This window comes from Nitrococcus sp. (assembly GCF_059432795.1).
In genome coordinates this window covers 1-9,781 of the sequence record NZ_JBXWZQ010000102.1, presented here as the reverse complement: position 1 = coordinate 9,781, position 9,781 = coordinate 1, and the positions used below count along the sequence as shown (strand labels likewise).

The following is a 9,781-nucleotide window of genomic DNA, read 5'->3' as shown; positions in this document are numbered from 1 at the left end:
AGCCGGTGCAACGTCGGGGCACGGTTGAGCAGCACCGGGTGCTCACGGATGACTTCCTCGAGTATGTCCCACACCTCGGGAGCCTCGCGTTCCACCATCTTCTTGGCTGCCTTGATGGTCGTCGCCAAGTCTTGACGCTGCAGCTTACTAAATATGAAAGGCTTGAATAGCTCCAATGCCATGCGCTTGGGCAAACCGCATTGGTGCAGCTTAAGCGTCGGACCGACAACGATCACCGAACGTCCGGAGTAATCCACGCGTTTGCCGAGCAAGTTCTGGCGGAAGCGCCCTTGCTTGCCTTTGATCATATCGGCCAGTGATTTCAATGGGCGCTTGTTGGTCCCGGTAATGGCACGGCCCCGGCGACCGTTATCGAGCAGAGCGTCCACCGCCTCCTGCAGCATGCGCTTTTCGTTGCGCACGATGATATCCGGCGCGGAGAGCTCCAGAAGCCGCTTCAGCCGATTGTTGCGGTTGATCACCCGGCGGTAGAGGTCATTGAGATCGGAGGTGGCGAACCGGCCTCCGTCCAGCGGTACCAAGGGACGCAAATCCGGAGGTAAAACCGGCAATACGGTGAGAATCATCCACTCAGGCCGATTGCCGGAGTCGAGAAACGACTCAACCAACTTCAACCGCTTGGACAAGCGCTTGATCTTGGACTCGGAGTTCGTTCCATCGATCTCCTCGCGCAGGCGAGCGGCTTCATCCTCCATATTGCCGCTGTTCAGCAGTTCGAGGACGGCCTCGGCGCCCATTCGCGCGTCGAACTCATCGCCGTATTGCTCGACCGCATCGAGATAGTCCTCGTCGGTCAACAACTGGCCGCGCTCGAGCGGAGTCATACCCGGATCGATGACGACGAAGGCCTCGAAATAAAGGACACGCTCGATGTCGCGCAAGGTCATATCCAGCAACAAGCCGATGCGCGACGGCAGCGACTTGAGAAACCAAATGTGCGCGACTGGACTGGCCAGCTCAATATGACCCATGCGCTCACGGCGCACTTTGGCAAGCGTCACCTCGACGCCGCATTTCTCACATACCACGCCCCGATGCTTGAGTCGCTTATACTTGCCGCAAAGGCATTCATAATCTTTTACTGGCCCGAATATCTTGGCGCAGAAAAGACCATCCCGTTCCGGCTTGAAGGTGCGATAGTTGATGGTTTCTGGCTTTCTTACCTCGCCATAGGACCAGGATCGAATCATGTCAGGCGAAGCCAAACTGATTCGAATAGCGTCAAAATCGTCAAGCTGCGCACCAGGCTGCTTGAACAGATTGAGCAAATCTCTCATAACCGCTGCCCGTCCAGCCTTGAGTTCGTAAGGGGGTTGGCAAGCGCCCGAGGAGCTGCAGCCGCGACGGCCGCGAGCGCACCCGGACACTCACCCTTGCAGGCATTCAGAAATAGCCGCCCTGCCGAGTCACGAAGCAGGGCAGTCCAAGTGTATTGCGCTTGGTCACCAGGTGGCTGAGTCACGCTCAGTCCTGCTCCAGCTCGATATCGATGCCGAGCGAACGTATCTCCTTGACCAATACGTTGAAAGACTCCGGCATGCCGGCCTCCATCCGATGGTCACCGTCAACGATGTTCTTATACATCTTGGTACGACCCGAGACGTCGTCCGACTTCACGGTCAACATTTCCTGCAACGTATAAGCCGCGCCGTAGGCCTCGAGCGCCCATACTTCCATTTCACCGAAGCGTTGACCGCCAAACTGCGCCTTACCGCCTAGTGGCTGCTGAGTGACCAGACTGTATGGGCCCGTCGATCGAGCGTGAACTTTGTCATCCACCAAGTGGTTGAGTTTCAACATATACATGTAACCGATGGTGACGGGACGATCGAACGCCTCCCCGGTACGACCATCGTACAAGACGGCCTTGCCTGACTCCGGTAGCCCGGCTAAGCGCAGCATGGCCTTGATCTCGTTCTCGTGGGCCCCATCAAAAACCGGGGTGGCCATGGGCACCCCGCTGCGTAAGTTCTCGGCAAGCTCGTTCAACTCTTCGGGGGAAAACGCGCTCAGATCTTCCTTACGGCCGCTGGCGTTGTAGATTTCATCGAGAAAACCCTGCAGCTCGCTCGATTCGGCGCGAGCCTCCAACATATCGGCAACCTTGCGGCCCAAGGCCTTGGATGCCCAGCCTAGATGGGTTTCGAGCACTTGCCCGACATTCATCCGGGACGGCACCCCCAGCGGATTGAGCACGATGTCCACCGGCGTGCCGTCTTCGAGATACGGCATGTCCTCAACGGGAACGATGGTGGAGATTACGCCTTTGTTGCCGTGACGGCCGGCCATTTTGTCGCCGGGTTGCACCCGACGTTTGACGGCCAAATAAACCTTGACCATCTTCAGCACGCCCGGCGCCAGATCATCGCCCGCCGTGATCTTGGCCTTTTTTTCATCGTACCGGCTATCGAAGAGCTCGCGCTGCGCTTTGAGCTGCGCCTGCACTGCTTCGAGCTGCTGGTTGACCTCCTCGTCGCGCATGCGGATTTCGAACCAGCGCTCCCGCTGAACGCCTGAGAGATAATCCTTACTTACCTCAACGCCGCTGCGCAGACCGTCAGGGCCGCCAGCAGCCACTTTACCCTCCAGCAAGCGCTCCAGACGAGCAAATGCGTCGTCTTCAAAAATCCTATATTGATCCGTGAGATCCTTGCGAACATCGGCCAATTGCCCGGCCTCGATGGATAATGCCCGCTGGTCCTTCTTCACTCCATCGCGGGTAAAGACCTGAACGTCGATGACGGTGCCATCCATACCGGTCGGCACGCGCAACGACGTATCCTTCACGTCGGACGCCTTTTCGCCGAAGATGGCGCGCAAGAGTTTCTCTTCGGGCGTCAGTTGGGTCTCGCCCTTTGGCGTGACTTTGCCCACCAGGATATCGCCCGCCCTCACCTCGGCACCGATGTACACAATGCCGGACTCATCGAGCTTAGACAGCGCGCTTTCACCTACATTCGGGATATCCGCCGTGACCTCCTCCGGTCCCAGTTTGGTGTCCCGGGCGACGCAGGTGAGTTCCTCGATATGTATCGTCGTATAGCGGTCCTCTTGCACCACCCGCTCGGAGATTAAGATGGAGTCTTCGAAGTTGTAGCCATTCCACGGCATGAAAGCGACGAGCATGTTCTGACCCAGCGCCAGCTCGCCCATATCGGTGGAAGGACCATCAGCCAACACATCACCCCGCGCCACCTGCTCGCCGGGACGCACCAACGGGCGTTGGTTGATGCAGGTGTTCTGGTTGGAGCGCGTGTATTTGGTCAGATTGTAGATATCCACCCCGGGCTCGCTTGGCCCGGTCTCCTGATCGTTGACGCGAACCACGATGCGCGCGGCGTCAACCTGCTCCACAACACCGCCACGATCGGCAATCACGGTGACACCCGAGTCGATCGCCACCGCACGCTCCATCCCCGTCCCCACCAGCGGTTTCTCCGAGCGCAGGGTCGGCACCGCCTGACGTTGCATGTTGGAACCCATTAACGCGCGATTGGCATCATCGTGCTCCAGGAACGGAACCAGCGAAGCGGCCACAGAAACGATCTGTTTGGGTGCCACGTCCATGTACTGAACCCGCTCCGGGGTCGCCATGCCAAACTCGTTCTGGAAACGGCAGGAGATCAGATCATCCAACAACCGGCCCTCGTCGCTGACGCGCGCATTCGCCTGAGCGATTACGAAGCGACCCTCTTCAATCGCCGAGAGATACTCCACCTCGCTCGTTACCCGGCCATCAACGACTTTGCGATACGGTGTCTCGAGAAAACCATAGCGGTTCGTCCGAGCATAAACCGCCAATGAATTAATCAAACCGATATTCGGTCCTTCCGGGGTTTCTATTGGGCAAACGCGCCCGTAGTGCGTCGGATGAACATCGCGCACCTCAAACCCCGCCCGCTCCCGGGTCAGCCCCCCGGGACCGAGCGCGGATACCCGGCGCTTGTGGGTGACCTCGGAAAGCGGATTGTTTTGATCCATGAACTGCGAAAGCTGACTGGAGCCGAAAAACTCCTTGATCGCCGCTGCCACCGGCTTGGCATTGATCAGTTCCTGAGGAATCAGGCCTTCGCTCTCGGCCAAGCTCAAGCGCTCGCGCACCGCCCGCTCGACCCGCACCAAGCCAACGCGAAAAACATTCTCGGCCATCTCCCCCACGCAGCGCACTCGTCGATTGCCAAGATGGTCTATGTCATCCACTTGGCCCTTACCGTTACGAATGTTAATCAGCTCGTGCAGGACATCCAGAATGTCTTCATTGCTCAGCGTGCTCGAACCAGTGACCTCCTGGCGCCCGACCCGCAAATTGAACTTCATACGCCCGACCGGCGAGAGGTCGTAGCGATCTTCACTGAAGAACAGGTGTTGGAAAAGGTTTTCCGCCGCCTCTCGGGTCGGAGGCTCCCCCGGTCGCATCATACGGTAGATTTCGACCAGCGCCTCGAGCTGGCTCGTCGTCGAGTCACCGCGCAGGGTATTGGAGATGTAGGCGCCACGGTCGAGATCATTGACGTAGAGCGTTTCGATCTTCTTGATCCCTGCATCACGTATCGCTTGAACCAACTCCCCGGTAAGCTCGGTATTGGCTGTGGCGAGTATTTCGCCGCTGCTCTTGTCGACGATATCCTGCGCCAGAATCTTGCCGTTGAGATAATCGTCCGAAACCTCGAGCTGAGTCACTCCACCGCGCTCCAGCTGGCGAATATGGCGTGCCGTAATCCGCTGGCCGCTTTCGACTAGGACCTCATCGCCGATATGGATATCGAACGACGCCGTCTCCCCCCGGAGTCGCTCCGGTTTCAGCTCGAGCACCGCCTTGTTCTTCTTTAAATGAAACGTATTCCTTTCGAAGAATCGCTCTAGAATCTGCTCGTTGTCGTAGCCGAGCGCATGAAGCAATATCGTTGCCGGCAATTTGCGCCGGCGGTCGATCCGCACGAATATCGCATCCTTGGGATCGAATTCGAAATCCAGCCACGAACCTCGGTAGGGAATGACGCGGGCGGAAAACAGCAACTTTTTCGAGGAATGGGTTTTGCCTTTGTCGTGGTCAAAAAACACTCCCGGCGAGCGATGCAACTGCGAGACAATGACCCGCTCCGTGCCATTGATGATAAAGGTGCCGTTGCGCGTCATGAGCGGCAGCTCGCCCATGTAGACTTCTTGCTCTTTGATGTCCTTGACGCTGCTCGCATCCTTGTCGTAAATCATCAATCGCACCCGCACGCGTAGCGGCGCCGCATAGGTCTGGCCGCGCAGCTGGCACTCCTTGACGTCAAACGGAGGCTCACCAATGCGATAGCTCACATATTCCAGCACGGCACTGCCCGAATAGCTGGATATCGGAAACACCGATTTGAAAGCCATATGCAGGCCGATTTCCGCCCGGTCCTCGGGATGCTTGTCCAACTGCAGGAACTCACGATATGACTCGATCTGGGTCGCGAGAAGGTAGGGAACATCCAGGATCTTCGACTGCTTGCCAAAATCCTTGCGGATACGCTTCTTTTCGGTGAACGAGTAATCCATCGAGGTTCCTCATCGGTCTAATTCGATTGGGCACGATCAAAGCACTGGATAGCAGGTAGCGGCAGTCCTCCCGGGGCTGGGCAAAGCCATGGATCCTGCAAGCTGTATTCACTACAAACGGGAAAAGGCCGGCAGCTCATCAGCCACCAGCCCGCTCCACGGCGTTCGCGTTCTCGGCGTATGGGTGTCGGCCCTTACTTGAGCTCGACGCTCGCACCCGCCTCTTCCAGTTTCGCCTTGATCTCGTTGGCTTCCTCTTTGGCGGCACCCTCCTTTATTGGAACGGGAGCGCTCTCTACAAGTTCCTTGGCCTCTTTGAGTCCGAGTCCAGTGACAGCGCGGGCCGCCTTGATCACAGCGACCTTGTTGGCGCCAAAGCTGCTCAAGATGACATCGAACTCGGTCTGCTCTTCGGCAGCCTCTGCGCCACCGGCACCAGCCGCTGGCGCCGCCGCGACCGCGGCAGCAGCCGTTACGCCGAATTTCTCCTCCATGGCCTCGATGAGATCGACGACCTCCATAACGGTCATGTTGCCTATAGTTTCCAGAATATCTTCTTTGGAAACGGCCATCATTCATTCTCCTCGGTTGACGCGATATCTTCTGAACTTCATCCACGTGCAGCTAGGACGGAATCATTCGAATCATGCGTTTTGCTTGGCATCCCGCACGGCCGCCAGCGTCCGGACCAACTTGCCAGGCACTTCGTTGAGCGTTGTGACCAACTTTTGCACCGGCGCCTGCATGGTCGCCATGAGTCGGCTGATCGCTTCATCATAAGTTGGCAGGCTGGCGAGACGGTCCGCTTCACTGGCCGGGTAAAGCCTCCCACCGAGCGCGACCATCTTTACTACAAGCTTTGCATGCTCCTTGGAAAAATCCTGCACAACCCGCGCCGCAGAGGTCGGATCCTGGCGTGAAAACGCCAGCAGCAACGGACCCTCGAAACCCTCCGTCATGCACTCAAAGTGCGTACCCGCCACAGCCCGCTTGGCCAGCGTGTTCTTGATGATCTTCAGATAAACATCGGCCTCGCGTGCCTTGACGCGCAAGCGGTCCATCTCCGCTGCAGTGAGTCCCCGATATTCCGCGGCGAGCGCGGATTGCGCATCCGAGGCCACACCCGCCAGATCACTCACCATCCGCTGCTTTTGTTCCAGACTTAATCCCATCCGAATCACTCCCGAAACGCCGTTGGCTTGCGCGCATGTGCGGCAACGATCCGGATCGACTCGCCAAGATCGTGAACGATACACGCATTTACCAACTTATCTCTCCCGATATCCAGCGGTGGCCTGATGCAGGAAGCGTCATCCTGTCCCAGTTGCACCGTCTGCGCAGGCGCCTACGTGAAACACCACGGCTTTAAGCGTCAGCGACGCACCTAGCGGTCTATGACGGCTGTCACGTCGAACCGACAGCCTTTTTGAGTCATCTTCAGCTACAGTGCCAAGAGGTCGCACCTCAATGGCGCCGCGCTCACAATCTAGTCCAAGCCCGCCTCTCGGCGAGCCCAGGCCCTTCTTCCGTATCTAACGCTTTTCCAGTTGGGCAACAACCTTTTCCAGTTGGGCAACAACGACGCATCGCCAGCGCAGCTCGGCGTGCGCAAACCGGATTCGCCGACCTTCTATTGGATAATCCGCCATTGCAGAAACGCCTCGCATGCAGCAGCTCGCGAACTCGACAATTCAGGTAAAAACGACCCTCATGCGCGCACTGATGAGAGGTCCACCTGCAACCCAAGCCCCATGGTGGTGGAAACCGTCACCTTTTTCAGATAAACGCCTTTCGCCGCGGCTGGCTTTATTTTCATGAGATCGCCGATCAGGGCTTCCAGATTCTGCTGCAGTTGAGCCACCTCGAAGGTCACCTTGCCCAATGTGCAGTGAATCAGACCGCCGCGATCCGTCCGGTAGCGTACTTGTCCGGCCTTGGCATTACGCACGGCCGCGGCCACATCGGCGGTGACAGTGCCAACTCTGGGGTTGGGCATGAGGCCGCGTGGCCCGAGAATCCTGCCCAACCGCCCTACGACGCCCATGGCATCTGGAGAGGCGATAACCACGCCGAAATCAAGCTCCCCGCCTTGAATGCGCTCGGCCAGATCCTCCATGCCCACCACGTCGGCACCCGCTTCTTTCGCGGCATCCGCGTTTGCGCCCTGGGCGAACACAGCCACCCGTACCGTTTTGCCGGTACCATGAGGAAGCACGGTGGCACCGCGCACGACCTGATCGGACTTGCGGGGATCGACACCCAAGTTGACCGCGACATCGACCGACTCCGTGAATCGGACCGTCGAGAGATCCTTTAGCAACGAGAGCGCGTCCGTCGCCGAATATACCGCAGCGCGGTCTGCTTTTTCGCGCAGCGTCTGCTGACGCTTGCTGATCTTAGCCATCCTCAGAGCCCTCGACCGTGATACCCATACTCCGTGCGCTTCCGGCAATCGACCGAAGCGCCGCATCCATATTCGAGGCCGTTAAATCCGGCCACTTGGTCTTGGCAATCTCTGCAACCTGCTCACGGCTGACGGTTCCGACCTTCTTGGTGTTCGGCGTGCCGCTTCCGGATTTGATACCGGCGGCTTTTTTCAGCAGCACCGCGGCCGGCGGCGTTTTGGTGATAAAAGTAAAGCTGCGATCACTGTAAACCGTAATCACCACCGGGATAGGCAAACCGGGCTCCATATCTTGAGTTTGCGCATTGAATTGCTTACAAAACTCCATGATATTCACACCCCGCTGCCCCAATGCAGGCCCCACCGGGGGGCTTGGGTTGGCCTGACCAGCGGCCACCTGCAGCTTGATATACGCATCAACCTTTCTCGCCATCTCGGCCTCCCGGTTCGGACATCAAAGGCTGGCGCCACAGTGCGAACGGCAGCCCGGCCCGGATGTCTTGGGCGTTTCACGCCCCAGTTTGGTTCGGCTGTCTCGCCTCGTCATCAACCCTTTTCGACCTGACTGAATTCCAACTCAACAGGCGTTGACCGACCGAAGATCAAAACCGCCACCCGTAGCCGGTTCTTTTCATAGTTGACCTCTTCGACCACGCCGTTGAAGTCAGTGAACGGACCGGACACAACCCGAACGATTTCGCCCACCTCGAACAGAACTTTCGGTCGTGGCCGCTCCGCGCCTTCCTTGACACGATTGAGTATCTGCTCCGCCTCCGCATCCGAGATCGGCGCCGGACGATCACTCGTACCACCAATGAACGCCATGACCCGGGGAACATCCCGCACGAGATGCCATGTCTCCTCGGTCATTTCCATCTGAACGAGCACGTAGCCCGGAAAGAACTTACGCTCGCTACGGCGTTTCTGACCCTCGCGCATCTCCACCACTTCCTCGGTAGGCACGAGAATCTCACCGAATCTACTCTCCAGCCCCTCGCGCTTGATGCGCTCCTCCAGCGATCGCTTCACCTGGTTCTCGAAGCCGGAGTAGGCATGAACGACGTACCAGCGCTTTGCCATATCCCTTAACCTCCAGGACGCAGCAGGATTTGAATCGCCCAGAGGAAGAAGGTATCCAGCAACCACAGAAAAATGCCCACCAGCACGACCATGACGAGCACGATCGCCGTGCTCTGCAAAGACTCCTGCTTGGTAGGCCAAACCACCTTGCGCAACTCTTGGCGTGAGTCCCGCGCAAAAGCCCAGACCTCGCGTCCACTGCGGGTGGTCATGCAGATGCCCACGGCAACCGTACCCAGCGCAATCAGGCCCAGTACGCGATAGAGCAGCAACTCATCGGAATAGTAGTAGAAGCCGCCGACCCCAACGAGAAAGACGAGGACGGCAACAACCAATTTGATGGTGTCGATGACTGATGATCCGCTTTCGGCTCTGGCATTCATGGGACGGCACTACAACCACGGCGCCGGTAATCAGGATATGGCAGGCCAGGAGGGACTCGAACCCCCAACCTGCGGTTTTGGAGACCGCTGCTCTACCAATTGAGCTACTGGCCTATGCTATCTTGCGAGGCAAACAGATGGTGCAGGCAATCTCATCGGGCACCCCAATAAGCCACAGAATCGATATCGTGGCTAAACAGAAAATTATAACCTGTTATTAAAGGCAAGTGAAGCCTATGGCTTGTCGCCATGGCTTTTACTCCAGGATTTTAGAGACGACGCCGGCGCCGACGGTACGACCGCCTTCGCGGATGGCAAAGCGCACACCCTCCTCCATCGCGATCGGGGCAATCAATGTCACCGA

9 protein-coding genes and 1 tRNA gene are annotated in these 9,781 nt (G+C 58.0%); all 10 read right to left on the bottom strand.

The genetic code is table 11. The features are described 5' to 3' along the window. The coding region (locus tag AC52Q4_RS07550) for a DNA-directed RNA polymerase subunit beta' (RefSeq protein ID WP_495536189.1) at positions 1-1,298 on the bottom strand (1,298 nt) is incomplete at its 3' end. Positions 1,299-1,485: 187 nt separating this feature from the next. Further along, positions 1,486-5,550 (bottom strand): DNA-directed RNA polymerase subunit beta, encoded by a 4,065-nt coding sequence (rpoB, locus tag AC52Q4_RS07545; RefSeq protein WP_495536188.1) that lies wholly within the window; start codon positions 5,548-5,550, stop codon positions 1,486-1,488. Positions 5,551-5,744: 194 nt separating this feature from the next. Then, on the bottom strand, positions 5,745-6,122 hold the full coding sequence (gene rplL / locus AC52Q4_RS07540) for a 50S ribosomal protein L7/L12 (protein ID WP_495536191.1): 378 nt from the start codon (positions 6,120-6,122) through the stop codon (positions 5,745-5,747). 72 nt (positions 6,123-6,194) lie between these two features. Next, positions 6,195-6,722 (bottom strand): 50S ribosomal protein L10, encoded by a 528-nt coding sequence (gene rplJ / locus AC52Q4_RS07535; RefSeq protein ID WP_495536187.1) that lies wholly within the window; start codon positions 6,720-6,722, stop codon positions 6,195-6,197. 536 nt (positions 6,723-7,258) lie between these two features. Continuing rightward, the gene (gene rplA, locus AC52Q4_RS07530) at positions 7,259-7,954 is read right to left on the bottom strand and encodes a 50S ribosomal protein L1 (protein ID WP_495536186.1); all 696 of its coding nucleotides are present in this window, start codon (positions 7,952-7,954) and stop codon (positions 7,259-7,261) included. Then, entirely contained in the window at positions 7,947-8,387 is a 441-nt protein-coding gene (rplK, locus tag AC52Q4_RS07525) for a 50S ribosomal protein L11 (protein ID WP_495536185.1), read from the bottom strand. Before rplK ends, rplA begins: the two co-directional genes overlap by 8 nt. Before the next feature lie 113 nt (positions 8,388-8,500). Next, positions 8,501-9,034: a transcription termination/antitermination protein NusG gene (nusG, locus tag AC52Q4_RS07520; protein WP_495536184.1), complete on the bottom strand. Its 534-nt coding sequence runs from the start codon at positions 9,032-9,034 to the stop codon at positions 8,501-8,503. A gap of 5 nt (positions 9,035-9,039) precedes the next feature. Next, positions 9,040-9,417, bottom strand: a complete 378-nt coding sequence (secE, locus tag AC52Q4_RS07515; protein WP_495536183.1) for a preprotein translocase subunit SecE — start codon at positions 9,415-9,417, stop codon at positions 9,040-9,042. A 38-nt stretch (positions 9,418-9,455) separates the two neighbouring features. After that, positions 9,456-9,531 (bottom strand) — tRNA-Trp (locus AC52Q4_RS07510). 142 nt (positions 9,532-9,673) lie between these two features. Then, a partial coding sequence (locus AC52Q4_RS07505) for an EF-Tu C-terminal domain-related protein (protein WP_495536190.1) occupies positions 9,674-9,781 on the bottom strand: 108 nt, incomplete at its 5' end.

Excerpts from the sequence above, each read along its gene's own strand:
- rpoB (WP_495536188.1), bottom strand. The coding sequence starts at position 5,550 with ATGGATTACTCGTTCACCGAAAAGAAGCGTATCCGCAAGGATTTTGGC.
- rplL (WP_495536191.1), bottom strand. The coding sequence starts at position 6,122 with ATGGCCGTTTCCAAAGAAGATATTCTGGAAACTATAGGCAACATGACC.
- rplJ (WP_495536187.1), bottom strand. The coding sequence starts at position 6,722 with ATGGGATTAAGTCTGGAACAAAAGCAGCGGATGGTGAGTGATCTGGCG.
- rplA (WP_495536186.1), bottom strand. The coding sequence starts at position 7,954 with ATGGCTAAGATCAGCAAGCGTCAGCAGACGCTGCGCGAAAAAGCAGAC.
- rplK (WP_495536185.1), bottom strand. The coding sequence starts at position 8,387 with ATGGCGAGAAAGGTTGATGCGTATATCAAGCTGCAGGTGGCCGCTGGT.
- nusG (WP_495536184.1), bottom strand. The coding sequence starts at position 9,034 with ATGGCAAAGCGCTGGTACGTCGTTCATGCCTACTCCGGCTTCGAGAAC.
- secE (WP_495536183.1), bottom strand. The coding sequence starts at position 9,417 with ATGAATGCCAGAGCCGAAAGCGGATCATCAGTCATCGACACCATCAAA.